Origin of the sequence: Paenibacillus athensensis (assembly GCF_004514475.2) — a bacterium.
Taxonomy (GTDB): domain Bacteria; phylum Bacillota; class Bacilli; order Paenibacillales; family NBRC-103111; genus Paenibacillus_AL; species Paenibacillus_AL athensensis.
Genome location: NZ_MYFO02000006.1, coordinates 91,380 through 114,110, shown reverse-complemented (window position 1 = coordinate 114,110; position 22,731 = coordinate 91,380). Strand labels below are relative to the sequence as shown.

The window sequence follows — 22,731 nt, the reverse complement described above, 5'->3', positions numbered from 1 at the left end:
CCGATGGTTGAGGCGCAGGACGCCGTTGAACGGGCGGCGCGCGAATCCTACGGTCGGCTGCTGGCCTATCTGGCCGTGCAGTGGCGGGACGTGGCCGCAGCCGAGGATGCGCTGGCCGACGCGTTCGTCGCGGCGCTGGCGTCGTGGCCGCGTACCGGCGTTCCGGCCAAGCCCGACGCCTGGCTGCTGACGGCGGCCCGCCGCCGGCTGATCGACGGCGCGCGCCGCGCTCGCGTGCAGGCGCAGGCGCTGCCGGAGCTGGCCGGCCGGCTGCAGCAGGCAGCGGACGCCCCCGGGGAGCTGGCCGCCGCGCTGCCGGACGAACGGCTGCGCATGCTGCTCGCGTGCGCGCACCCGGCCGTCGATCCGGCGATGCGCACGCCGCTGATGCTGCAGACGGTGCTGGGGCTCGACGCGGCCCGCATCGCCTCGGCGTTCGTCGTCAAGCCGGCGACGATGGCGCAGCGGCTCACGCGCACGAAGGCCAAGCTGCGCGAGGCGGGCGTGCGCTTCGAGCTGCCGGAGCGCGAGGAGCTGCCCCAGCGGCTCGACGCCGTGCTCGAAGCGGTTTATGCGGCCTATGGCAGCGGCTGGGACGAGGCGTCCGGCGCCGATTCGCGCCGCCGCGAGCTGGCCGGCGAAGCGCTGTACCTCGGGCGGCTGCTGCAGCGCCTGCTGCCCGCCGAGCCGGAGGTGCTCGGCTTGCTGGCGCTGATGCTGCACTGCGAGGCGCGGCGCCCGGCCCGGCGCACGGGCAGCGGCGCTTACATGCCGCTGTCGGAGCAGCCGGTCGGCCTGTGGTCGGCAGCGCTGATCGGCGAAGCCGAGGGGTGCCTCGCGCGCGCCGCGCAGGCGGGCCGCACCGGCCGCTTCCAGCTGCAAGCCGCGATCCAATCGGTACATAACGACCGCGCGCGGACGGGTTATACCGATTGGGAAGCGATCGCGCTGCTGTATGAAGGGCTGGTGCGGACCGCCCCGACAGTGGCGGCGCTTGTCGGCCGCGCCGCTGCGGCGGGCGAAGCGCGCGGAGCCGCATCCGGCTTCGCGCTGCTCGCGGCCGTTCCGGCTGCGGCTGCGGACGGCTACCAGCCGTATTGGGCGCTGGCTGCGCATCTGCTGACGCAGCTCGGGCGCAGCGAGCAAGCGGCAGCGGCTTACAGCCGGGCGATCGGGCTGTGCGCCGATCCGGCCGTGCGCGATTTTTTGCTGCGGCAGTCCGCAAGGCTGGAGCGCCAGGAGCGCCAGGAGTAGCAGATGAGCGCCAAGCGGCTTCGTTTTTTATCAACGCAGGACATGCAGGCAGACCGTTCCGGGGAACGGTCTTTTTTCATTCTCGCCCGGCTGGGGCAGGCGTCCGGCAAAACGGCCGCACGCGTCAAGGCTTTGTAACATTTCCGAATGGATTTACCCCCGTTTTACCGCTATAATGAAATCGGATAGCTCCGACGGGGTTGTCCATATTTCGCGCAAATAAGACATCAGCGATATAGAAGTGGGTGCAGGCAATGCAAAAATGGATTCAACGGCTCGCCAATGCTTCGGCGGTCGGCATGTTCCTGATTTTGATCATGGGGGCGCTGGTCACCAAAACCGAATCGGGGCGCGGCTGCGGCGACGATTGGCCGCTGTGCAACGGCAAGTTCGTGCCGGCGTATACGATTTCTTCCTTTATTGAATACAGCCACCGCGCCGTGGTCGGCGTCGTGACGCTGCTGCTGGTCCTTGTGACGCTGCTCGTGTTTCTCTACATTCGCCGCAAGGATGCCCGCTGGTATGCAGTCGGTTCGGTTGCGCTCACGCTGGCGCAGGCGGTGATGGGCGCTTTGGCGGTCGTATGGCCGCAGTCGTCGGCTGTGCTGGCGCTGCATTTTGGCTTGTCGCTGCTGGCGTTCGCTTTTTCGCTGCTGCTGGCGCTGTCGTTTACTTCATGGGGGGATTACGCCGGACCGTCCCCGCTGGGAGCGCGCTTCCGGGGGTTCATCTGGCTGGTGCTGATTTATACGTATTGCGTTGTGTATATAGGCGCGTTTGTCCGCCATACGGTGTCGTCCGGCGGATGTACCGGCTGGCCGCTGTGCAACGGCGAATGGATTCCGGAAATGACGGGAGCCACAGGCATCGTATTTGCTCACCGCATTGCGGCTGCGCTGCTGCTGGTGGTCATTGTGATTCTGGCGGCGCTGGCTCGTAAGCAGTACGCGGCTCATCGCAAGCTGGTGCTTGGCAGCATATGGGCGCTTGCGTTTGTCATCCTGCAGGTGTTCAGCGGCGCGCTGGTGACCTGGTCGCTGGGCAATGAGCTGGCCTATTTGCTGACGGGCATGATTCATGCGGTCATTATCGCTTGTTTATTCGGCTGTTTAAGCTATCTTGGCGTTTTAACGCTTTATTCTCGCAAAGGGTAAAAGGTGAAAAGCATGGTGCCTACGAATTTGAGGGTGTTTTTGGATGTGCTGCGCAGAGAAGGGCAAGTGGCGGAAATTTCCGCGCCGGTCGACCCTTATCTGGAGCTGGCCGAAATTCATAGAAGAGTGATTGAAGAGCAAGGGCCTGCCTTGCTCTTTACGAATGTTAAGGGGAGCTCGTTCCCTGTGGTGACGAATCTGTTCGGCACCAGCCGTCGGGTCGATCTCGCGTTTGGACCCAAGCCGGAGCAGTTCATGCGTTCGGCGGTTAACGCCATGAGCACGCTGCTGCCGCCGACGCCGAAAGGGCTGTGGGAAGAACGCGGCCTGCTGCTCGATTTGCTCAAGGTCGGCACCAAGCAGGTTCAGCCGAATCAGGCGCCGGTGCTCGGCGCGCTACGCCGCGAGCAGCCGCTGGCGGGCTTGCCCGTGCTGACGAGCTGGCAGGAGGACGGCGGGCCGTTCGTGACGCTGCCGCTTGTTTATACCGAGCATCCCGACGGCGGTCATCACAATCTGGGCATGTACCGGATGCAGGTGTTCGATGATCGGACGACCGGCATGCACTGGCAAATTCATAAAGGCGGAGGCTTCCACTACCATGAAGCGGAAAAACGCGGGCAGTCGCTGCCTGTGACCGTCTTCCTCGGCGGTCCGCCGGCGTTGATTGCATCGGCCATCGCTCCGGTGCCGGAGCATTTGCCTGAGCTGATGCTGACTTCGCTGATTCTGGGGCAAAAGCTGCCTGTCGTTGCCAATCCGCAGGGCGGTCACCGGCTCGTCGCCGAAGCCGAGTTTGCGATTTGCGGCTCGGTGCCGCCGCATCTGCGGCGTCCCGAAGGCCCGTTCGGCGACCATTACGGCTATTATTCGCTGCAGCACGATTTTCCCGAATTTCAGGTCAATCATGTGTGGCACCGCAAGGATGCGATTTATCCGGCGACGATTGTCGGCAAGCCGCGACAGGAGGATTATTACCTCGGCGAGTTTTTGCAGCGGCTCTTGTCTCCGGCTTTCCCGATGGCGATGCCCGGCGTGAAGGAGCTGTGGACGTACGCTGAAACGGGCTTCCATCCGCTGGCTGCCGCCGTTGTGCGCGAAAGCTACAAGCGCGAAGCGATCGGCTCGGCGTTCCGCATTCTCGGCGAAGGTCAGCTGACGCTGACCAAATTCCTGATCGTGACCGATCAGGCCGTGCCGCTCGACAACTTTCCGCTGCTGCTGGAAACGGTGCTGGAACGGTTCGATCCGTATCGCGACTTGTTTGTGTTCAACAACACATCGCACGATACGCTCGATTATACCGGCCACCAGCTCAATCACGGCAGCAAAGCGGTGCTGCTTGGCGTTGGCGAGCCTGTACGCGAGCTGCCTCGCGCTTACGACGGCGGCGAGCTGCCGGAAATTCGCGATATCGCCGTCTACTGCGGCGGCTGTCTCGTTGTGTCAGGGGCAGCCTATGCCGATGAGCCGGAGCTGGCTCATCGGCTGGTGGCCAGCTCCGCGGAACGGCTGTCGGCATGGCCGCTTGTCGTGCTCGTTGACGATACAGCTGTAGCGGCCGATCAAACGGCGTTTTTGTGGACGGTATTTACACGGTTTAATCCGGCTGCCGACATGTACGCCCGATCCAGTCTGCACCGCCATCATATCCGTTACGAGCTGCCGATTGTGATCGATGCGCGGATGAAGCCGGGTTATCCGGACGAGCTGTTCCCGCGCGAGGACATCGTGGAGCTGGTCGACCGCCGCTGGCGCGAATATTTCGCGTGAAGCGGGGGAGGGAAGCGGTCAAGGCGCCGCGGCCGGATGCGGATTCCGTCGGCGGGAGCGAGCGGTTGGGCGCGGATATTTCACAGCGCTCGCCGGGCAGCCGTCGCTTTGCTCTGCTTGGCGGGCTTGGCGGCGTGCTGCCACATCTTGGTTTTGTCATCGTCTACGTGCTGTGGGGTATTAATTTAAGCTCGATGAAGCTTGGCGGCCGGGAGTGGGACCCGTTGGTGTTTAACGGGCTGCGTTTTGCCAGTATGATTCCGCTGCTCGGTGCATATACTGTGATTTACTGCCGCAAGCCTTTGCGCGCGCTGCTGCGGTCGCCAGGCGATCTGCTGCTGATCGCGGGGCTTGGCGTGCTGAATGCCGTCGGGATGGAGGCGTTGCTCCAGTACGCGCTGCAATATTCCAATGCCGCCAACGGCGCTGTGCTCGGTCGGGGGATGATGCCGATTATTACAGTGCTGCTGGCGCTCGCTGCCGGCCAAGCTCGCATTACGTGGCGGCTGGCCGCGGGTATTCCACTGGCGCTGGCCGGCGTGCTGATCATCGTATCCGGCGGGGCAGAGGGCTTCCATCTTGGCCCGGATACGATTCGCGGCGACCTGCTGCTGCTGGCCCGCAGTGTGATGGGAGCGCTTTACCTGACCGGGATGAGCAGGCTTGTGAAAAAATACCCGGTTACCGTGCTGTTAACCGCCGAAATGACCGCCGGAGCCGCGGCGCTGCTGCCGTTTGTGCTGCTGCACGCCGACGCCGCCTACTTCGCAGCGATTTCGCGCACGGGCTGGATCAGCCTGCTGTACACCGCCGTGCTGGCAACGGGGCTTGGCTTTTGGCTGCATAATGTATGCTTGGCCCGGCTTGGACCGATCAAGGCGTCGGCTTACGGTTATTTGCTGCCGGTGACGGCGGCTGCGGCCGGTCTGGTGCTAATGGGCGAAACGCTGTCGGTCTACCAATGCGCCGGAGCGGTCGGGGTATTGATCGCGATGTACCTGGTGCAGCGTGACCGGCGCGCGGGAATGCCTGCCCTGCAGGCCCAGAGCAAGCGGCCCGGCGGACAGGCCGTCGTCGGAAGCGAGGTCGACCAACAAATTTGACGAGGTGAGCGTATGCTGAGACTACTGTTCGGGGAACCCAAGCGCAAGGACGAGGGCTTGCTGCTGCAAACCGCGCAGGCGATCCGCGCATACATTCGTTCGCTGGAGCCGGCTGCCGGCAAGCGGATCAAAGGCCAGCGACTGCATAAGCAGCACCGTCTGGCCATTTGGAGCAAGGGGTTTCTCGACGCTCTGAACGAGCTGGAGCAAAGCTTGTATTGCTGCACGCGGTATGCGGCACAGGTGCATCGGGCGTATGTCGAGGAGATGGATCCGCAGGAGCTGGACGACTACCATCGCTTCGTTTATTTTTATAAAAACGGCTTTATTCGCGTGTTTTCGATTCTCGATAAGCTGGGCACGTTCATGAACGATTTGTTTGAGCTGAAAACCGAAGCGATCAAGGCGCGATTTTCGTATTTTACGGTGCTGCGGCGCATGCACGAGCGGCATATTCACGACACGCTGGAGCAGCGGCTTTACGATCTGAAAAACGAATACAAGGACGTGCTGGACCGGCTCCGCAATCAGCGCAACATGGAAATCCACTACATTAATGTGGAAATGCTTGATGATTTGCTGCAAACCCAGCCGATTCCCGGCGAGCGCATCCATGTGGAGAACGTGCATCAAAACGTCGCCGATTTGCAAAAAGGGTTCGATCTGGTCTGCCGCACGCTGACGCTTGCTTTTACGTATATTTCGAAGCAGGCCAAAAGCTAGCGGGGCCGAGCCATGACAGGAGCACGGGTTTGTCAGCCGCCTTACGGGCGGCACCGCGCTCCGAAAGTTGCGCGCGGCGCGGCGAATAGGATATCCGTTAGCTCGGTTGGAATAGCCCGCATCAGACGCGGGTTTGTGGATCCGGCGCTCCGATCAGAGACCTCGGATCGAGGACTGCCTCATCCCGGAGCTGAAAAAGATGCTTCCAGATCCACTTTTCAAGTGGTTGTGGAAGCATCTTTTTGGCGTGGTCGGGCTTCGGGTCGCGCCCACTGCACGGCGGCGGCCGCCATAGGCTGGGTCGGGCCTGCCGGTGCCGGGCCGGTGTCCCTCGGCCGCCTCTAGGCATCGGCGGCCGCATAGGCTGGGTCGCGCCCGGCTTCCAGCTACGGACTCACCGGCGATGGCGCCGGGTCGCTGTCGTAGCTGTCGGCCCCGGCAGGCACAGGCCGCGCCGCGCGCTCCAGCACGGCGTCGATGTCCAGCAGCCTGCCGGCGAGCAGGCTGCACACCTCACGCGCTTGCTCCAGCGCGTGGAACAGGCGGCGCGTCTCATACGCCGCCGGGTCGCGGACGGCTTGCACGTCCGCGTCGAGCTGCTCGAACGCTGCTTTGCCGGCGCCGAGCTGCCCGCGGTACTGCTCGGCCACGGCCGTTTGCAGCACCGCCAGCTTTTCGCGCAGCCGTGATACGTGGCTGCGGATGCGAACGAGCGCGTCGCGCTGCTCGTCTGCGTCATGCCCCGGCTGCTCGAACACAGCCGTCTCCAGCAGCGCGCCGTTCAATTCATGCTCCGCGGCGGCGCGTTGCGCCATGAACGCGTTAAGCGGAAGGCCGCACACGATTTTTTTCAATTGTTCGATTTGCCCGATTACCGGCTTCATCATCAGCCACATCGCCTGCCTTTGCTCAGAGTAGATGTCCAGCGGGGTACGCCTCTAGAAGTCAGGTGAAAAAGCAGTGTCCTCCGGTCGATAGCGCTTTCCACTCGCTGTTGTAGCCGGATTTTCCGATGGCATGACCCCGTTTGGGGTGAAAATCCGTCTACAAGGGCGACCGCTGACGCTGCTCCAACTCCTATCGACTCTCTGGCCACTTGTTCACCGCACTTCTAGGGTTTGAAGGGAACGGGCAAAACTCTCCTTGAAAATAGTGGCAAACCGCCACATGTCCGCAGCAAAAAAAAAGACTGTCCTCCAAGGACAGTCGACTCACGTCTATCTTAAAATACCTGTACGACCTCTTGCACGCCTTCCACTTCTTCCACCAAAGCCCGTTCAATACCGGCCTTCAGTGTAATCGTGGAGCTTGGGCAGCTGCCGCAGGCACCCATCAGCTTCAGCTTCACAATTCCGTCTTCCACATCCACGAGCTCTACGTCGCCGCCGTCGCGCTGCAGGAAAGGACGAAGTTTATCCAAAACCTCAAGGACTTCATCATACATCGTTTCTTTTGTATTTTCCGTCATTTGATTCATCTCCTTTCTTTCATATATTATAGTACAATAAGCATCAAAATGAAAATGGTTTTCAACTACGGTTAAGGAATGAAAAAGGTGATTGTGCGATGAGACCGATTATTGAATTTTGCGCCAGCAACATGCATCACGGCACCGAGAAGGTCATGAAGGCGTTCGAGAGCAACCCCGACTACGATGTCATCGAATATGGCTGCTTGGGCAATTGCGGCCAATGTTATATGGAGCCGTATGCGCTCGTCAACGGCGAGATTATCGCCGCTGCGGATGTCGAGACACTGGAAGCGTATATCCACGAAAAAATCAAGCAACTGGAGGCCATGTACGATCTGCTGGGCGATTAAGCGGAAGGCCTGAACGCAAGCCGTGTAACCTGCGGCCGCCGGCAGCGCTGCGTAAAGCTGTCGGCGGCCGCTTTTAGTCTGACAGCTGTTGTCGACCTCCACCGTAGCCGAGAGTCGCCTTGCCTTGCGGAATCCGCCAATCCGCCGCGCAACCTGTCAGCGGAGCGACTGCGACTGGCGTTAGCCACCGCTTCGGCCTTAGCCGAAATGGTGCTTGGACATCCACAAGACGCCGCTTTTAAGCGCGCGGGCGATTTTGCCGGTCATCACTGTGCGTTTGCCCATGATACCGAAGCCCGATTTTTTACCAAGCGAGCCGAGCACGCCTTTGAGCTTGATTTTGCCCAGCCGCGGCGTTTCGCCCTTCCAAATCGCCTGCATAACTTCGGCAATCTGCTTGCCCTGCGCTTCTGCAGCTTGCGCGCTGGGGGAGAAGGGCAAAGAGGCGCAGTCGCCGACGACATAAACCTCCGGATATTCCGGAACCTGATGACAATCGTTCAACAGCACACGGCCTTGCTTGTCTTTGTCCAGATTGAGCTTCTGTACAATCGGGCTTGGCTGAATGCCTGCGGTCCAGATCGTAACGTCTGTCCGGATGACCTCGTCCTGATTGTACAAATCGCCGCCGTCCAGCCGGCACAACGAGACGTGGGAGCGCATCTCGATATCGTGCTCGGTCATCCAGTCGCGAACAAACGATTGGAGCTTATTCGGGAATGCCGACAAAATGCTTGAACCGCGGTCGATGATCCGAATGTTCAGATCGGGACGGCTTTCGCGCAGCTCGGCCGCCATCTCGACACCACTCAAGCCGCCGCCGATAATCGAGACCTGTCCGTAAGGCGCTACATCGTTAACCCGTTGATAGGTTGCTCGCGTCTGCGAGAAGGTCTGAATGCTGTAGGAATGCTCTTGCGCACCTTCAATGCCGTGATAGCTGTCCACGCAGCCCAGTCCGATTACGAGCCAGTCGTAGTGCAAGGGCTCCTGATTCTCGAACAGCACCAGCTTTCGGTCCAAATCGACCTCGGTGACTTCCCCGTAAGTCATGATCAGCCGCGGATCAACCGGATAAGCGACGCGAATGTGCGTCTCGGCGACTGTGCCCGAAGCCAGCGCATAATATTCGGTTTTCAAGCCCTGAAACGGGCTGCGGTCAACCATGACCAGCACCGTATCCGGCGGCAAATCTTTCTCCAGCAAATTCAAGGCAATGGTTAACCCGCCATAGCCTCCTCCGAGAATGACAAACTTTTTCATGACTCCAAAATCCCTTCTGCTTTCATTGTATCTATGCTAAGAAGCATGCTGGCGCGATGTGCGTCTGAAGCGACGTACCGACAGCGGGGCCATGCTTTAGTATTAGGCATATACCTGAATTTCATTATAAAAGGTGTCGCGTTCGACCGGAATCCGACCTGCGCCCTTGATCAGCCAGATCAGCTCGTCGCGTGTCAGTCCTTCCGGGGAAAGCGCGCCGGCCGAGTGAGAAATCCGCTCCTGCACAATCGTACCGTGGGCGTCGGAAGCGCCAAAGCTCAAGGCAATTTGCGTCAGCTGTGTGCCCAGGTTAATAAAATACGCTTTGATATGCGGAATGTTGTCCACCATCAGACGGCTGATCGCGATGGTTTTCAAATCGTCGAAGGCAGCTACGCGGCGTTTGATCCCTGCGCTAACGCTGGCCGGCTGAACGGCATTCGGAATGAAGACCATGAAGCCGTTGGTTTCGTCCTGCAGCTCGCGCAAATAAATCATATGCTGCAAGCGCTCTGTCAGCGTTTCAATCGACCCGTACAGCATCGTAGCGTGCGTGCGCAAGCCGATGGAGTGAGCGACGCGCTGCACCTCCAGCCACTGGTCGGTCGTCGCTTTGCCGACGCCCATCTTTTGCCGGTAACGTTCGGACAAAATTTCCGCACCGCCGCCGGTCAAGGTGGAGAGGCCCGCATCGACGAGCGTTTGCAGCACTTCTTTGTAGGTGAGACCGCTGATGCGCGAGAAAAATTCGATTTCTGCCGCGGTATGCGCTTTGATCGTCACATCGGGATAATGCTGCTTGAGCGCCTTGATGCAATCGACATAGTAGCTGAACGGCACATTCGGATTGTGGCCGCCGGTAATGTGAAATTCGCGCATGGATGGCTGATAATGCTTGCCGACGTATTCAACCATTTGCTCGGGCGTCAACGTATAAGCGCCTTCCTCGCCTTCGTCGCGGCGGTAATGGCAGAACGCGCAGTGGGCTTCGCAGACGTTGGTGAAGTACAGGCTCATGTTTTCGATAAAATAGACCTTTTTGCCGTTCATGCGCAAATTGACCTTGTTGGCCAGTTGACCGATGGTTAACAAGTCGTCGGATTCATACAAAAACAGGCCGTCCTCCAGCGTCAGCCGCTGCCCATTTTCGACCTTCTCGGCGATTTCGCTCATCCGTTTGTCGGGGTTGCTAATGACCGTGCTCATGATAGTGTCCTCCTCTTTGTTATAGCGGATCAGTAGGATTTGAGAATGTTGTAGAGGGTGTCCCGCTCGGTCGGAATGCGGCCGGCTTCGCGAATCATCTCGATGAAGGTGGCTTTGGGCGTCATTTGCGTCGCCGCGTTGCCGGCAGCGTGAATGATCTGCTCTTCCATCACTGTGCCGTCGAGATCGTCGGCGCCGAAGCTGAGCGCCACCTGCGCCATCTTGAGTCCAATCGCCATCCAGAAGGCCCGGATATGCGGGATGTTGTCGAGCATCAGGCGGGCGACCGCCAGCATTTTCAAATCGTAATAGCCTGTCGTTTCGCCGGTCAACTTGAACTCTTCGGCCAGCTTCGTATTCGTTGGATGGAACGCAAAGCCGAAAAATGCCTGAAAGCCGCCAGTTTCGTCCTGCAGCTCGCGCAGCCGGATCAAATGATCGACAACGTGCTCGGGCTGTTCGATATGCCCATACAAAATCGACGCATTCGACTTCATGCCGAGCGAGTGCGTTTTGCGGTGGATCGCGAACCAGCGGTCCGAATCTGTTTTGTGTCCAGAGATAATGGCGCGGATTTCCGGGTCAAAAATTTCGCCGCCGCCGCCGAGAATCGAGCCGAGCCCGGCTGCGCGCAGCCGTTCGATCGTTTCTTCGACGCTAAGCTTGGAGACGCGGGCGATGTAGTCGACTTCAACGGCGGTAAACGCCTGGACGTGAATGTCGGGCAGATGCTTTTTGGCCAGCTTGATCATGTCTTCATAGTAGCTAAACGGGAGCTTGGCGTTAACGCCGCCCACAATATGCAGCTCGGTGAAGCCTTTGCCGATCATGCCGATAAATTTCTGCTCCAGCTGCTCAAGCGAAAGCGTGTACGAGCGCGGATCGTCTGCTTTGAGGCCGAAGGCGCACAGCTTGCAGTCCAAATAACATACATTGGTATAGTTCAAATGCGTGTTGACGATAAAATAAACGCGATCACCGTTGATCCGTTCACGGACCATATCGGCCATCATGCCGATCTCCAGCAGCCGGTTCGATTTGAGCAGCCGTACGCCGTCTTCGAAGCTGAGGCGCTCGCCGTTTATGACTTTTTGCCGGATATCCTGTAGGGAATCGTTTATTGTCGAGGTTGTCACAGACCTGCACCCCTGCCTTAGTAGTGGGATAGAAAGCAATCCTTACTATTATAAACCTGTTGGCAAGGTGGGGCAATACGTCGCGGACGAAAACCGACAATCGACACAAAACGTGAAAAGCTCGCCCTTTTTTCGCCAAACATATTCCTTTCCCTGACAGGTTCCTGTATAATATTTCAGTATTGCAAGTTTGCGGATTAAAGGTGATTACAGGTGGCTTCATCGGTCAGATCGGACATGCAGGACATACTGAACAGACAAATCGAGCAACTGCGCGGGCAAATGGTGCTCCTCGGCATCTCGCACGGCTTCTTGCACCCTGAGGTGCAGCTGTGCAGCCGCAGGCTCGATCAATTGCTGCTGCAATATTATGAACTGACGCGCGTCAAGCCTTCCGCGCCCTGAGCGCGTGCGCCCTTGAGGTTCAAGGCGAATCGGAGTATACTGAGTGGTAACGGTAGACAGGAGGGATATCCTTATGATTACAATCAGCGATTCAGCCAGCGATAAGATCAAAGAAATGCTTGCCGAGCAGCAATTGCCCAATCTGTTTTTGCGCATTGGCGTGAAGGAAGGGGGCTGCAGTGGTTTTTCATATGGAATGGGCTTTGACGACGACCAGAAGGTTGAAGACAAGGTGATGGAGCTGCAGGGCCTGAAGGTTGTAGTTGATGGCGACAGCCTGAAATACCTGAACGGTCTGGAGATCGACTACAAAGACTCCGGTATGGGCGGCGGCTTTACCATTCATAATCCGAATGCGATTGCGACCTGCGGGTGCGGTTCGAGCTTTCGGACGCGTGAAGAGGATGCGGCTGCGGCGCAGCCTTGCGAGGATTAAGAAATCTTATAGCAACAGGAACACTCCTCAAGCTGATGTGGCGTTATCGTCATGGAGCTTGAGGAGTTTTTATTTGGTGGATGGTTTCTTTGTTAAGCCAAAGCCGGCTGCCGCGCGCTTTGCGCTTGCTCCAGCGCCTCCAGCAGCGCTTCAAGAGCTTCTTTCTCACGTGCAGCCAGCTTGTCGAGCTCGCCGAGGATTTTGTCGACGAGTGGCCGGTCCTTTGCCCGATCGCGCGAAGCCATGTAACGCAATTGTGTGCTGCGCATCAGCGTACACGCGTGTGCCATTTCACGGAAGGCCTGCTCCAGAGGGGCTGCGACTTCCTCGCTCAAATAGCCCAGCTCGCGTAAATACGATATCCGATGAGCCATGACGGTTTTGTGCTCAACCAGCACATGCAGCGGGCGGAAATCAAACCAGAACTGCGGCAGATTGGTTTTCAGCGATTCGTACACCTGCATCCCGAAGACCAGATGAGACAGGCTGTTCTGAAACATGGCGAATTTGCGCGTAGCGTCTTCACCAAGCAGATATTCGCGAATGGAATCGGTAATCAATGCGAGATTGAAGCGGAAATTGCCTTTGAACGGATCGATTTCCTTTTCAACGCGGCGGATCAGGAACAGCTGATTGCGCCAAGGATCGGTTTGAATATCGATGCTGTCGTAAGCCTGCCTGAACACCTCAAAGGAAATTTCCGAAGGCTCGAATTTGCGGTTGGCACCTTTAAAGCCGATGATGTGAAAAACCTTGCGCTCCAGATCGTAGCCGAAAATCAGGTTCTCGTGATCCCATTTACGCGAATTGTAGGCCCAGCGATCCTCCATAAAATATTCATCCATATGCAAAGCAACGTACAAATCGCTGTTGATGCATGCCACGATATAGTCGATAATGTCCCCGCAGGTGTCCGCAATCAGTTGTCTCTCCGTGCTCAGGAAGGTCAGCCAGTTGGTATTCGTGTAATAATTGAAATCTTTGCGCGGTCCCATGTAGAAATCCAAAGGCAAATCGACAGTCTCATTGTAATCCTTCAGCCCGTAAAGCTGAATGTAGTTGCAGTAGTACCAAGGCAAATACGCTTCGTTCGTAGCAGCGATTGCCAGCGCAGTTGCATGTGAAGAATATGCGGTAATGGCTGGTTCGGCTAAAGGAAGTGTTTTCTTGGCGGTCATCATATCCCTCCTAAACATATAATTCCAGATCTTCACAATGGAGCTTATCACAGGCAGACGACGCTTACAAGCGTTTTCCGAAAACCTTTTCGGAAAAAATAGCTGGTAACAAAGAAGAAAATAATTTGCCGCGCCAGCACGCTTCGCTCGGATGAAACTTCGCCAGATGGCAACAATATCCGTGTTATTAAAAATTGTGAATGGCGGGGCACGTCTGATGGACAATTACTCCAATACCAATCGAAACCGGCGTTACAAAGCGCACGTCAGCATTTTCGGCACGACGCAGCTGCATTTGAAAAATCCCGTCATCGTTGCTTGCTGGTCGATCGCTTTTCCCGGCTTCGGTCACTTGATTTTATCCAAATATATCCGTGGAATGCTGTTGTTCGTCTGGGAGCTGTTTATTAATCAGCGAATACATTTGAATCAAGCAATGGTGTATACATTTGTTGGCGATATCGAAGCGGCTAAGGAAGTGATCGATACAAGTCTGATGATTCTGTACATTCCCGTTTATCTTTTCGCCATTTGGGACAGCTATCGGACCACGGTCGATTTGAACAAGGTGTACATGCTGGCGGAGTGGGAGAATGCCCCGTTTAATTCGTTCAGTATCGGTGCTCTGGAAATCAATTACCTGGATAAGCGCAATCCGATAATGGCGCTGTTCTGGTCGATGACGGTGCCAAGTATGGGTCAACTGTATATTCACCGCATAGTGCTCGGGTTCTTTAACCTCGTGATGACGGTGCTTTTTGTCAACTATTCCCATGTGCTGACCGGTATTCAGTATTTATTTATGGGCGATATTGCCACATCAACGGCGTCTATGGATGCACAATGGCTGATGTATCTCCCTTCTTTTTATTTTTTTACGGCTTATGACGCCTACACTAACACGATTGAAAACAACAAGCTGTTCGAGCAAGAGCAGCGCAGATATTTAAAGTGGTGTTATCAGCCTCCGCATTTTACTATTGTCAAGGGGAGCAAGGTGAGCTAGATGCAGGTTTTTGCAACGTTCGAGCATTCCAGCTTTGTCGAGCTGGCCATTATGTCGTTGGAGCAAAACGGTATAAAGGATATTTTTGCCGTGCCGCTGGATAATCGTCAAGGCGAGCGCAAAATATTCGATACGCTGCATCGGGCGGATGGCGTGTCCAATATCGGCAAGGGGATGGTGCTGGCTGTTATCTTTTCCGTCATTGGCGCAAGCCGCGGGTTTGTGATGGCGTGGGGGCCGATTTATTGGGGAGTGATCGGGGCGATGGTCGGCTTCACCATTGGCTTGGCCATTGATATTTGGATCAACAAGGTGTGGAAAAAAAACAAGCGGCTGCTTAAAGGGAAAAACGCGGAAATTATTCTGATCGTCAACTGTGAGGAGCAGCAGATAGAGCGGGTGGAGGCGCTGCTGTGGGAGCATCTGGCACAAGGTCTGGCCAAGATTCGCTGAGCGGATTTGGGCTGCAGATCGGTTATAAGAGGCTCGTACAGCTTGAAAATTAATCTTATTTTCAGGTTCATTTAATATTTCGCCGCTTCGAGAGGCGTATACTGGAAGGAGTTCACCGTTTAGACACAAAATCGGGACAGGAGTGATAGGAATGAAACAGGTGAGAGGTTTTGTTCAAGGCTTTATGTTTGCGTTTGTTTCTATTGGTGCTCTGCCGTTTTTATTGGTCAAAAGCTTGCTGGAGCTTTGATAGCTCCTCGTTCCGCGCAAGATTGGCGCGGCAAGCCGTCAGGAGCCAAGCGCGAAGCTGCAATCGCGCCGCCCGGGCGGCTTTTTTTCATGCGTGATCGTTGCGACAGCCTTGTCGCTCCAGCGCCCGCTTGGAGGATTTTGCCACCCGGATGTCAAATACGTTTGTCGGACAGGCTGGATGAAGAAGGGGAGTGATGGGTCATGCTGCTTCGCAATACCGTGATCGCTGTGCTGCTGCTCGCGGCCATTGGAGCGGCGATTGCCGGTTTGGCAGAAAGAAAGCCGACAGAGGCGGAGCCTGCGGATGTGGCGCGGGCGGGAGACTCGCCGCTATATACGTTTGTGCGTACGCATTTTCTCGCTGGAGACGGCGGTGTATATACGAATCTGCGCGACGATTTGCCGCTGCAGCCGCATGTGGCGAATAATCACCAGATGCTGTCGGAGTCGACGGGACTGCTGCTGCTGTACAGTCTGCGAACGGATCGGCAAGCGTTGTTTGATCAGCAGGCGGGCTTTGTTCGCGAGCGTCTGGATGCCGGCAGCGGCCGCATTCGCTGGGTGATTGATCCCCAGGGGCGGATAGATGAAGTGACGGCGAATGCTACGGTTGACGATTTGCGGATTGTCCGCGCGTTGCGTGAAGGCGCCGATCACTGGCAGGAGCAGGCCGACGGGAAGCTGGCCGCAGCCATTGCCAGGCAGCTTGAAGCCAGCGTGCGCGACGGCGAATATCTGAGCGATTTTTATAATTGGGACAACGGGGCAAACGCCGATACGCTGACGGCTTCCTATCTGGATTTGTATACGCTGCGTATGCTTGGGGAAGCCAGCCCGCTTTGGCAGCAGGTCTATGCCCGTTCGCGCCAGCTGCTGCAGGGCGCAGCGCTGAGCAGCGGCTTGTTCGAAAAGCAGTTTAGCCTGACGACTAAGCAGTGGATGCAAGCCGATAAGCTAAATGCGATCGATTCGCTATATACGGCTTTGCATCTGGCAGAGGTGCAGGGCGAGACTACAACGACGCTGGCGTTTCTCCGCAAGACGTGGAACGAGCACGGGAAGCTGTTCAACGACTATACGCGCGACGGCCAGCCGGCCAGCGAGTTGGAATCTCCGGCCGCCTATGCGCTGGCTTACCGGCTGATCAAGCTTGCGGCTCCTGGCGATGGACTGGCTGATTCGTTATACGCGCGAATGACGCAGCTGGCTGTTCTCGACCCGGCATCTCCGTATTACGGCGGATATGTCGATCCCGCCAAGCAGGAAGGATATTCGTTTGACCAGCTGCAAGGACTGTTGGCCGAAGCCGAAAAGGCGGGCCCGTGATCCCTGCCGCTGATTGGTCAACAAGGCTCTGCCGAGGCAGAGCCTTTTTATTTGAAAAAAACAGCGGCGACAGACAAAATCCACAACTCTTTGCGTCCTGCAAGAATAGAATACAATTAGCAGACAAGAAGGGAGGAGTCGGCTTGACCAAAGACGAGTTTATCGGCCTGATCGCCCCAATTGCCGTCAAGCTGCGCTTGGAGGGCTCGCCGCTGTTTGCTTCGGTGCGGGTCGCGCAGGCGTTGCTGGAGACGGGAGGCACCGTCAATCCGTGGAACAATCTGGTTGGCTACAAAGCCGGCAGCGGACAACCAACGGCTTATTGGAGCGGCAAACGGGTATCGGCAAGCACCTGGGAGGTTGTGCAGGGACAGACGTATTCCGACGTGCGCGGCGAGTTCCGGGCTTACGATTCCATCGAGGATGGCTTTCGCGATCAGGATTTGCTGTTTCAATCGGCGCGTTATGCCAAAGTCCGCAGCTCAGCAACGCCCGGCGAGCAAACGCAGGCGTTGCTGGCGGCCGGTTATGCGACCGATCCTGCATACGCCGCAAAGCTGGACGCCGTCATACGCAATTACGGGCTGCAACGATACGACGAGGAGGTAGATTCGATGCTCGAAGAATTGAAAGCGGAAATCGCAAGCTTGCGCGCCAAGGTGACCGCGCTGCAGCATTTGGCGTCGCTGGATACGGTGCCCGACTGGGCCGTCGACGCCGTCCAAGCGGCGACAGCGGCCGGTCTGATCGATACGCCGGCAGGCGGGAGCTATGATTTTTACCGGCTGCTGACCGTTCTGCACCGCAAGGGGATCGTGTAGGAGCTGGCTGAGCGCAGAGGTTATCGCGTCATGTAGTAGGCAGTTACGATAAATGCTGCAATGACCACAGCGGTGACGGCCATTAAGCCGACGATGTGGCCGAAATTGCGGCTGCTTTTTGCTTTCATGCCGGTAGCACCTCATTTCGGATTAGATCAAGGACCTGCATCTTTACCCTGCTAGTTTTCCTTGAAACGCCTCCAGGCATACGCTTGGCATGCTGTCGTAAAAAAAAGGCCGCGGTTTACAGGAGCGTTAATTCTCCTAATAAACCATGCGGCCTTTTACTTTGACATTGTCGCCATATTTGGCTTTCATCAGCTTCGTTTGTTCCTGCATAAACGCGTAAATGTCTTTCAATCTGATCTTGCGCGGCTTGATGGTCTCTTTAATTTCTCCATTCACCACAATATCGTAAACGAGCATTTGTTTCAGTCCTTTCCGGTTTTGGTTATTTACATTGTAAGGTGCGAACATTAATAGAGCATTAATTTCATATTTCAAAATTGTGAACAATCGCAAGAACTGTTTTCGCTCTGTAAAAATAACCAGTTTCCGATTAATTTTTTTTATCGCCAAAGGGTCCGGCGGGGTTGTGCATAACTTTATCCACATTATCCCCTAGGAAAATAGACAGTTTGTGACACCTATCAACATGTTGCCCACAAGATGTGCACATATCATTGTGGATAACGGAACGCTTGTTCTATTTCTAGTGTCGTGATAATATAATTACAAATTCTAGGATAAAGGTGATCCGGTTGAGACTTATCAGTGATGAAACGTTGATCGATTCGTATTACAAAGCGCTGCAGTTGAAGTTGGAGCCGGATTTCGTAGATCTGCTGCTGGCTGAAATCAAAAGAAGAAACCTGAAACTGGATGTCAACCTCAACGACGAAACGCCGATGAACTAGACTTGCAGAAGACATAGAAAGGGGTATTCCCTCTAATCGCGCGGATTAGATCGGAATACCCCTTTGTCGTCAAACATGCAGCTGTGTTCGGAAGACGGCCTACAGCTTCATGTTGCTGCTATGGCCCGGCGACAGCTTGGCGGATGGATCAATGTAAACCTTGGCGTTATTAATCGCGGTTGGCGCTTCGCCAAAGCCCACAGCAATCAGCTTGAGCTTGCCGGGATAGGTGGTAATATCGCCAGCGGCGAAAATACCGGGAATGTTCGTTTCCATACGGGAATCGACGATAATAGAACCGTTGTCGATGTTCAAGCCCCACTCGGCAATCGGGCCGAGGGAGGAGACGAAGCCGAAGTTCACGATGACGGCATCGACGTCGAGAATCATTTCTTCGCCGGATTTGCAGTCGGCCAGCGTCACTTTCTCAATGCGATCGGTACCGTGCAGCTTGCTGATCTCTTTAGGTGTCACGACTTGAACCTTGGATTTCATCAGGTTCTCTACACTGTGCTCATGCGCGCGGAACTTGTCGCGACGGTGAATCAGCGTCACTTGCTCGGCGATAGGCTCCAGCATCAGCGCCCAGTCGACTGCGGAATCGCCGCCGCCGCTGATCAGCACTTTTTGGCCGGCAAATTTGTTCAGATCGCTAACGAAGTAGTGGAGATTTTTCTTCTCGTATTGTGCGGCTTCCGGAAGCTCAAGACGGCGCGGCTCAAAGGCGCCTACGCCTCCTGTAATAATAACGGCGCGGCTGAAATGCGTTCCTTTATCGGTAATGACTTCAAACAAACGCTCTTCTTTTTTATTAACCTGATGGACCTTCTCTTCCAGGCAAACGTTGATGGTGAAATGCTTCATTTGCTCCAGCAGATTGTTGACCAGCTCCTGAGCCGTTACTTTCGGGAAGCCGGCTACGTCGTAAATGTATTTCTCTGGATACAGCGCCGCCAATTGGCCGCCAAGCTGGGGCATGCTTTCAATGACTTTAACCGATGCCTGGCGCATGCCGGCGTAGAACGAAGCAAACATACCGGCAGGACCTCCACCGATGACAATAATATCTACCAACTCTTGGTTGACACTCTCACTCACTACAATCTCTCCTCCGTTTTCTCCGCCAATATAAGTATCTACATCATTCCACAATCATTATTCCATTATAAACATCTCTGCGAGCGAAGGAAACAAAAAAATGCGAATCCCCGATTTAAGTTGCTTATCGATACGATAAGTTGAGGTCGCTTGCCGAGGACTCGCTTTTCGCCCGGTTTTACGGGTATTTGCGCTAAATTAGCACTTGATATTTATTTTTGAACATTATATCATTGCATGAGAATCGGTTTACGTGTGTTGTGATTACATTCATATTGCTTCATCATAATTAACTGCGTGGGAGTGCAAACTAGAAGCAGTATCGCTTGTTTTGAAGCCGTTTGTGTAATTTTTCACAATATAGAGAAACCATTAGACAAATTCATTCGGATATGGAAGTGAGACACGATGAGCAGAATACCTAGAATTGTGATTTTGGGCGCGGGTTACGGCGGGATTGTAACAGCCATCCGTCTGCAAAAGGAATTGAACTACAACGAAGCGGACGTTACATTGGTCAATAAACATGACTATCATTACATTACGACGCATTTGCACATGCCGGCGGCAGGTACGGACAACCCGGAGAACGCCCGTGTGAACATTTTGAAGCTGATTGACGAGTTCAAGGTGGATTTCGTTAAATCGACCGTGACGCAAATTCGTCCGCACGAGAAGAAAGTCATTCTCGAAGACGGCACGCTTTCGTATGATTATCTGGTTGTCGGTCTCGGCGGCGAGCCTGAGACATTTGGCATTCCCGGTTTGAAAGAATACGCGATGAACATTCGCTCCATCAACAGCGTTCGTTTCATCCGTGAGCATATTGAATACCAATTCGCCAAATTCAAACGCGAGCCTGAGCGCAAGGATTATTTGACGTTCGTCATCGGCGGCGCCGGATTTACCGGCATTGAATTTATCGGCGAGCTGGCCGACCGGATTCCTGAGCTGTGTAAAGAGTTCGACGTCGATCCGTCGCTGGTCAAGATTTATAACATTGAAGCTGCGCCATCTGCACTGCCGGGCTTTGATCCGGAACTGGTCGAATACGCGATGAAGGTGCTGGCCGACAAAGGCATTACCTTCAAAATCGGCACGGCCATCAAAGAAGTGACGCCGGAAGGCGTTGTCATTGCCGGCGACGAGCTGATCAAATCGTCTACTGTTGTCTGGACCGGGGGTATCCGTGGTAACCATATGCTGGACGAAGCCGGCTTCGAAACGATGCGCGGCCGCATCAAGGTTGACGAATATTTGCGCATTCCGCAATTCGACAATATTTATGTCGTGGGCGACTGCTCGATCGTAATGAACCCCGAAGGCCGTCCGTACCCGCCGACCGCGCAAATTGCTACCCAGCAAGGCGACGTGTGCGCGTACAACCTGATTGCGTCGATCCGCGGCTCGCAGCCGAAATCGTTCCATTTCTCCAACAAAGGCGTCGTTGCTTCCCTGGGCAAAGGACAGGCTATCGGCATCGTGGGTTCGCGCAAAATTAAAGGCAACGTCGCAGCTTTGATGAAAAAAGTGATCGATATGCGTTACCTGTACATTATCGGCGGTATTCCGCTCGTGATCCGCAAAGGGCGTTTCTAGCCCGGGGAGGATCGCAAGCGATGCGGCACTGCAGCGTACAAGTGCGCGGTTTGTTGACACGCGACGAATTGGATCGTTATAACGCGCTATTCGACGTCGGACATTATCTGGAAGCCGAAAAGCGTTACGATCTGGTCGCCATTGTGCAAAAGGAAATCGACATTCTCATTTTGCCCGCCATCGAACGGCTGAAGGAAAAAGGCCGCCAGCGCGACCGTGATACCGAAGCGTATCTGGCCCGCAAGGCGCAGATGGAAGCGGAGCTTGCCGCGCTGCAAGCCGAGGATGACGAGGATTGACATGCAAGAAGCCGCGGCGTTTGGCGGCTTAGCCATAAAGCGGCTCCATGCAGGACCGGCAACAGCCTAAATTTCCGCGGGAGCGGGGATTTGGGCTTTTTGCAATGGAGAAGATAAGCTGAGAAAGGGGGATTGGATGGGGAAACTGCTGCAAGCCGCCATACAACGATTGTCTGCCATTTCGTTTGAATTCATGGACAAACCTATACGAGATTCGCATCATGCTTTGGTCAGGCAATATTTTAGCAGGGTCAATGCATTTTTGAATCAGACAGGTGTAGAAATTGAAAGGTATCCGATTTTTAGTGTAGGTAAAGTTCTTCATAAGACAGTAGGGGTTCAATTGCTGCACGTTTGTCCGCAGCTTGATGCTTGGAATAATCCTTATATGAAAGCGATTTGCTACGCGTATTTGGAAGTTTGCGCGCTTGCGGATGAACACGTGGAGGAAGCTGCTCCATATGTGGACTTATATGAGCCTGTCATTGAGCTTTTGGAACAAGGCATACAATTTACCATACGCCAAGGCGAATTGCTTTTAGGAGATTCTGCGTATCCTTTGGATTACTGGAGAAGCTTGGATCTTGGACGATAGAATATTCATAAAAGATTGTAATAAGAAGATCTGACCACCTGAATAAGATGAAAAAAGCCCCCATCCCGCAGACGGAATTCGCGATGAACGTCCGTACTGCCGCCGGAATGGGGGCTTTACTTGTAAAAGAGGCTTACAGCTCCAGCAGCTGCGCAAACGCAGCCGGCTGCAGCAGGTTGCCGACATAAAACTCGCCGAACTCGCCGTAGCGGGCGCTGACTTCGTCAAAACGCATTTCATAGACGAGCTTCTTGAACTGCAGCGCGTCTTCGGCAAACAGGGTCACGCCCCATTCCCAGTCGTCGAGACCGACGGAGCCGGTAATGATTTGCTTGACCTTGCCGGCGTATTGACGGCCGATCATGCCGTGGCTGCGCATCATCGTTTTGCGTTCGTCGCTGCTTAGCATGTACCAGTTGTCGCCGCCGTCACGGCGCTTGTTCATCGGATAGAAGCAGATATGCTTCGCTTTCGGCAAAATCGGTTTGAGGCGTGCAGCCAGCTCCGGGTCCTCCAGCGGGTCAACGCCCGGCTTGGCCAAATAGCTGCTCAACTCCACAATCGATACATAGGAGTATACAGGAATGGTAAACTCGGCGAATGCCGATTTATTGAACGCATTCTCTACCGCGTTCAGCTCCTCCAGCGTCTCCCGCAGGTGCATGAACACAAAGTCGGCTTTCTGGCCGACGATACTGTATACGGCTGTGCTGCCGGTTTTGTCGTCCTCCGTTTGCTGCCATTGCTGCAAAAACGATTGCAGCTCGTCCGCAGCCTGTTTGCGGTGCTCCGGGCTTGCGGCTTTCCATGCGTTCCAGTCAATCAGACGGAAGTCATGGAGCGCATACCAGCCCTCCAGCGTTTGTACGGCTTCACTCATCGCCAATCCTCCCTCAAAAATGCGGTTCCCGCG

26 protein-coding genes are annotated in these 22,731 nt (G+C 55.5%); 17 read left to right on the top strand and 9 right to left on the bottom strand.

Features of this window, described 5'->3' with window-relative positions:
* Window positions 1–3 precede the first annotated feature (3 nt).
* From B5M42_RS13205 to B5M42_RS13185, 6 genes are all read left to right on the top strand, one after another.
* Complete coding sequence (locus B5M42_RS13205) at window positions 4–1,254, top strand: RNA polymerase sigma factor (protein WP_134751002.1); 1,251 nt, start codon at window positions 4–6, stop codon at window positions 1,252–1,254.
* Window positions 1,255–1,257: 3 nt separating this feature from the next.
* The gene (locus B5M42_RS25340; protein WP_268999190.1) at window positions 1,258–1,392 is read left to right on the top strand and encodes a hypothetical protein; all 135 of its coding nucleotides are present in this window, start codon (window positions 1,258–1,260) and stop codon (window positions 1,390–1,392) included.
* A 116-nt stretch (window positions 1,393–1,508) separates the two neighbouring features.
* The gene (locus B5M42_RS13200; RefSeq protein WP_134751004.1) at window positions 1,509–2,408 is read left to right on the top strand and encodes a COX15/CtaA family protein; all 900 of its coding nucleotides are present in this window, start codon (window positions 1,509–1,511) and stop codon (window positions 2,406–2,408) included.
* Window positions 2,409–2,420: 12 nt separating this feature from the next.
* A complete protein-coding gene (locus B5M42_RS13195) occupies window positions 2,421–4,181 on the top strand; it encodes a UbiD family decarboxylase (protein WP_134751006.1) in 1,761 nt (586 codons plus the stop codon).
* Complete coding sequence (locus B5M42_RS13190; RefSeq protein ID WP_230632888.1) at window positions 4,178–5,284, top strand: DMT family transporter; 1,107 nt, start codon at window positions 4,178–4,180, stop codon at window positions 5,282–5,284. Before B5M42_RS13195 ends, B5M42_RS13190 begins: the two co-directional genes overlap by 4 nt.
* Window positions 5,285–5,296: 12 nt before the next feature.
* Window positions 5,297–6,007, top strand: coding sequence for a Cthe_2314 family HEPN domain-containing protein (locus B5M42_RS13185; RefSeq protein WP_134751008.1), 711 nt, complete (start codon window positions 5,297–5,299; stop codon window positions 6,005–6,007).
* A gap of 386 nt (window positions 6,008–6,393) precedes the next feature.
* Here B5M42_RS13185 and B5M42_RS13180 read toward each other — a convergent pair whose 3' ends face one another.
* Window positions 6,394–6,894 (bottom strand): hypothetical protein, encoded by a 501-nt coding sequence (locus tag B5M42_RS13180; protein ID WP_134751010.1) that lies wholly within the window; start codon window positions 6,892–6,894, stop codon window positions 6,394–6,396.
* 335 nt (window positions 6,895–7,229) lie between these two features.
* Window positions 7,230–7,475, bottom strand: coding sequence for a NifU family protein (locus B5M42_RS13175; RefSeq protein ID WP_134751012.1), 246 nt, complete (start codon window positions 7,473–7,475; stop codon window positions 7,230–7,232).
* Window positions 7,476–7,573: 98 nt separating this feature from the next.
* Between B5M42_RS13175 and B5M42_RS13170 the strand changes: the two genes are divergently transcribed.
* Window positions 7,574–7,828 (top strand): YuzB family protein, encoded by a 255-nt coding sequence (locus B5M42_RS13170; RefSeq protein ID WP_134751013.1) that lies wholly within the window; start codon window positions 7,574–7,576, stop codon window positions 7,826–7,828.
* A gap of 198 nt (window positions 7,829–8,026) precedes the next feature.
* On the opposite strand, the gene B5M42_RS13165 is transcribed toward B5M42_RS13170, so the two are convergent.
* From B5M42_RS13165 to mqnE (B5M42_RS13155), 3 genes are all read right to left on the bottom strand, one after another.
* Window positions 8,027–9,091, bottom strand: a complete 1,065-nt coding sequence (locus B5M42_RS13165; RefSeq protein ID WP_134751015.1) for an NAD(P)/FAD-dependent oxidoreductase — start codon at window positions 9,089–9,091, stop codon at window positions 8,027–8,029.
* Window positions 9,092–9,193: 102 nt separating this feature from the next.
* Entirely contained in the window at window positions 9,194–10,297 is a 1,104-nt protein-coding gene (mqnE, locus tag B5M42_RS13160; RefSeq protein WP_134751017.1) for an aminofutalosine synthase MqnE, read from the bottom strand.
* Window positions 10,298–10,326: 29 nt separating this feature from the next.
* A complete protein-coding gene (gene mqnE, locus B5M42_RS13155) occupies window positions 10,327–11,433 on the bottom strand; it encodes an aminofutalosine synthase MqnE (RefSeq protein WP_134751019.1) in 1,107 nt (368 codons plus the stop codon).
* Window positions 11,434–11,646: 213 nt separating this feature from the next.
* Here mqnE (B5M42_RS13155) and B5M42_RS13150 point away from each other — a divergent pair, with 213 nt between their 5' ends.
* Window positions 11,647–11,838 (top strand): aspartyl-phosphate phosphatase Spo0E family protein, encoded by a 192-nt coding sequence (locus B5M42_RS13150; protein ID WP_230632887.1) that lies wholly within the window; start codon window positions 11,647–11,649, stop codon window positions 11,836–11,838.
* Between the two features lie 73 nt (window positions 11,839–11,911).
* Entirely contained in the window at window positions 11,912–12,274 is a 363-nt protein-coding gene (locus tag B5M42_RS13145) for a HesB/IscA family protein (RefSeq protein ID WP_134751021.1), read from the top strand.
* A 92-nt stretch (window positions 12,275–12,366) separates the two neighbouring features.
* On the opposite strand, the gene B5M42_RS13140 is transcribed toward B5M42_RS13145, so the two are convergent.
* A complete protein-coding gene (locus tag B5M42_RS13140) occupies window positions 12,367–13,452 on the bottom strand; it encodes a hypothetical protein (protein ID WP_230632886.1) in 1,086 nt (361 codons plus the stop codon).
* A 217-nt stretch (window positions 13,453–13,669) separates the two neighbouring features.
* On the opposite strand from B5M42_RS13140, the gene B5M42_RS13135 reads away from it, so the two are divergent.
* The 4 genes from B5M42_RS13135 to B5M42_RS13120 all read left to right on the top strand — a co-directional run bounded on the left by B5M42_RS13135 (window position 13,670) and on the right by B5M42_RS13120 (window position 17,310).
* Window positions 13,670–14,458, top strand: coding sequence for a hypothetical protein (locus B5M42_RS13135; RefSeq protein ID WP_134751194.1), 789 nt, complete (start codon window positions 13,670–13,672; stop codon window positions 14,456–14,458).
* On the top strand, window positions 14,459–14,911 hold the full coding sequence (locus tag B5M42_RS13130) for a hypothetical protein (RefSeq protein WP_134751025.1): 453 nt from the start codon (window positions 14,459–14,461) through the stop codon (window positions 14,909–14,911). It abuts the gene before it with no gap.
* A 453-nt stretch (window positions 14,912–15,364) separates the two neighbouring features.
* Window positions 15,365–16,489 (top strand): glycosyl hydrolase family 8, encoded by a 1,125-nt coding sequence (locus tag B5M42_RS13125; RefSeq protein WP_134751027.1) that lies wholly within the window; start codon window positions 15,365–15,367, stop codon window positions 16,487–16,489.
* A 143-nt stretch (window positions 16,490–16,632) separates the two neighbouring features.
* Window positions 16,633–17,310 (top strand): glycoside hydrolase family 73 protein, encoded by a 678-nt coding sequence (locus B5M42_RS13120; RefSeq protein ID WP_134751029.1) that lies wholly within the window; start codon window positions 16,633–16,635, stop codon window positions 17,308–17,310.
* Window positions 17,311–17,574: 264 nt separating this feature from the next.
* Here the strand turns inward: B5M42_RS13120 and B5M42_RS13115 are convergent, their stop codons facing one another.
* The gene (locus B5M42_RS13115) at window positions 17,575–17,736 is read right to left on the bottom strand and encodes a mechanosensitive ion channel protein MscL (protein WP_134751031.1); all 162 of its coding nucleotides are present in this window, start codon (window positions 17,734–17,736) and stop codon (window positions 17,575–17,577) included.
* 335 nt (window positions 17,737–18,071) lie between these two features.
* Here B5M42_RS13115 and sda point away from each other — a divergent pair, with 335 nt between their 5' ends.
* The gene (gene sda / locus B5M42_RS13110) at window positions 18,072–18,227 is read left to right on the top strand and encodes a sporulation histidine kinase inhibitor Sda (protein WP_134751033.1); all 156 of its coding nucleotides are present in this window, start codon (window positions 18,072–18,074) and stop codon (window positions 18,225–18,227) included.
* Window positions 18,228–18,326: 99 nt separating this feature from the next.
* On the opposite strand, the gene B5M42_RS13105 is transcribed toward sda, so the two are convergent.
* Window positions 18,327–19,325: an NAD(P)/FAD-dependent oxidoreductase gene (locus tag B5M42_RS13105; RefSeq protein ID WP_329959310.1), complete on the bottom strand. Its 999-nt coding sequence runs from the start codon at window positions 19,323–19,325 to the stop codon at window positions 18,327–18,329.
* Between the two features lie 408 nt (window positions 19,326–19,733).
* Here B5M42_RS13105 and B5M42_RS13100 point away from each other — a divergent pair, with 408 nt between their 5' ends.
* From B5M42_RS13100 to B5M42_RS13090, 3 genes are all read left to right on the top strand, one after another.
* Entirely contained in the window at window positions 19,734–20,924 is a 1,191-nt protein-coding gene (locus B5M42_RS13100) for an NAD(P)/FAD-dependent oxidoreductase (RefSeq protein WP_134751035.1), read from the top strand.
* 20 nt (window positions 20,925–20,944) lie between these two features.
* Window positions 20,945–21,223: a hypothetical protein gene (locus tag B5M42_RS13095; RefSeq protein WP_134751037.1), complete on the top strand. Its 279-nt coding sequence runs from the start codon at window positions 20,945–20,947 to the stop codon at window positions 21,221–21,223.
* Between the two features lie 136 nt (window positions 21,224–21,359).
* Entirely contained in the window at window positions 21,360–21,818 is a 459-nt protein-coding gene (locus B5M42_RS13090) for a hypothetical protein (RefSeq protein ID WP_134751039.1), read from the top strand.
* Window positions 21,819–21,951: 133 nt separating this feature from the next.
* Here B5M42_RS13090 and hemQ read toward each other — a convergent pair whose 3' ends face one another.
* Window positions 21,952–22,698: a hydrogen peroxide-dependent heme synthase gene (hemQ, locus tag B5M42_RS13085; protein WP_134751042.1), complete on the bottom strand. Its 747-nt coding sequence runs from the start codon at window positions 22,696–22,698 to the stop codon at window positions 21,952–21,954.
* Window positions 22,699–22,731: the final 33 nt, after the last annotated feature.

Bases quoted from the DNA above. Each gene is read 5' to 3' on its own strand.
- B5M42_RS13185 (WP_134751008.1), top strand. From the start codon at position 5,297: ATGCTGAGACTACTGTTCGGGGAACCCAAGCGCAAGGACGAGGGCTTG.
- B5M42_RS13165 (WP_134751015.1), bottom strand. From the start codon at position 9,091: ATGAAAAAGTTTGTCATTCTCGGAGGAGGCTATGGCGGGTTAACCATT.
- B5M42_RS13195 (WP_134751006.1), top strand. From the start codon at position 2,421: ATGGTGCCTACGAATTTGAGGGTGTTTTTGGATGTGCTGCGCAGAGAA.
- B5M42_RS13090 (WP_134751039.1), top strand. From the start codon at position 21,360: ATGGGGAAACTGCTGCAAGCCGCCATACAACGATTGTCTGCCATTTCG.
- hemQ (WP_134751042.1), bottom strand. From the start codon at position 22,698: ATGAGTGAAGCCGTACAAACGCTGGAGGGCTGGTATGCGCTCCATGAC.
- B5M42_RS13100 (WP_134751035.1), top strand. From the start codon at position 19,734: ATGAGCAGAATACCTAGAATTGTGATTTTGGGCGCGGGTTACGGCGGG.
- B5M42_RS13095 (WP_134751037.1), top strand. From the start codon at position 20,945: ATGCGGCACTGCAGCGTACAAGTGCGCGGTTTGTTGACACGCGACGAA.
- B5M42_RS13170 (WP_134751013.1), top strand. From the start codon at position 7,574: ATGAGACCGATTATTGAATTTTGCGCCAGCAACATGCATCACGGCACC.
- B5M42_RS13125 (WP_134751027.1), top strand. From the start codon at position 15,365: ATGCTGCTTCGCAATACCGTGATCGCTGTGCTGCTGCTCGCGGCCATT.
- B5M42_RS25340 (WP_268999190.1), top strand. From the start codon at position 1,258: ATGAGCGCCAAGCGGCTTCGTTTTTTATCAACGCAGGACATGCAGGCA.
- B5M42_RS13115 (WP_134751031.1), bottom strand. From the start codon at position 17,736: ATGCTCGTTTACGATATTGTGGTGAATGGAGAAATTAAAGAGACCATC.
- B5M42_RS13145 (WP_134751021.1), top strand. From the start codon at position 11,912: ATGATTACAATCAGCGATTCAGCCAGCGATAAGATCAAAGAAATGCTT.
- B5M42_RS13140 (WP_230632886.1), bottom strand. From the start codon at position 13,452: ATGACCGCCAAGAAAACACTTCCTTTAGCCGAACCAGCCATTACCGCA.
- B5M42_RS13205 (WP_134751002.1), top strand. From the start codon at position 4: ATGGTTGAGGCGCAGGACGCCGTTGAACGGGCGGCGCGCGAATCCTAC.
- B5M42_RS13200 (WP_134751004.1), top strand. From the start codon at position 1,509: ATGCAAAAATGGATTCAACGGCTCGCCAATGCTTCGGCGGTCGGCATG.
- B5M42_RS13180 (WP_134751010.1), bottom strand. From the start codon at position 6,894: ATGATGAAGCCGGTAATCGGGCAAATCGAACAATTGAAAAAAATCGTG.
- B5M42_RS13130 (WP_134751025.1), top strand. From the start codon at position 14,459: ATGCAGGTTTTTGCAACGTTCGAGCATTCCAGCTTTGTCGAGCTGGCC.
- B5M42_RS13135 (WP_134751194.1), top strand. From the start codon at position 13,670: ATGGACAATTACTCCAATACCAATCGAAACCGGCGTTACAAAGCGCAC.
- mqnE (WP_134751017.1), bottom strand. From the start codon at position 10,297: ATGAGCACGGTCATTAGCAACCCCGACAAACGGATGAGCGAAATCGCC.
- B5M42_RS13175 (WP_134751012.1), bottom strand. From the start codon at position 7,475: ATGACGGAAAATACAAAAGAAACGATGTATGATGAAGTCCTTGAGGTT.